The organism is Nostoc sp. CCY0012, assembly GCF_963920855.1.
In the GTDB taxonomy this organism is placed as follows: Bacteria; Cyanobacteriota; Cyanobacteriia; order Cyanobacteriales; family Nostocaceae; genus Cyanocohniella.
The window spans coordinates 1-292 of record NZ_CAWUDM010000263.1; the positions used below are offsets into that span (position 1 = coordinate 1).

Consider the following 292-nt stretch of genomic DNA (forward strand, 5'->3'; position numbering starts at 1 on the left):
TTCTAATTTGTGCCAGGCGGTGGCTAATTCAGGATGAAGTGGAAGCAGAATATCACGCGTGGAAGTGGGAGCATAAGTAGATTCTGGCTGTGTTTTGAGCAGGTCTTGTGTAATTTGGTCAAATGAGGAAAGCTTTAGGTCAGTCTGTCCTTTACGTAGTAATTCTTCTTTGGTTTGTAAAACTAACTTAAAATAGAGTTCACGCTGTTCACTCAAAGTTAATTTATCGTTGTGTTTGAGTTTTTCACGAAACTGCTCATTACCCTGATTAGCAGAGCTAGACCAGCCAACA

The 292-nt window shown here is 40.4% G+C and carries 1 protein-coding gene; it reads right to left on the reverse strand.

The features are described 5' to 3' along the window. Positions 1-292 (reverse strand): hypothetical protein (locus tag ACM0OS_RS29070; RefSeq protein ID WP_414546634.1); only part of this gene is annotated, 292 nt, incomplete at both ends.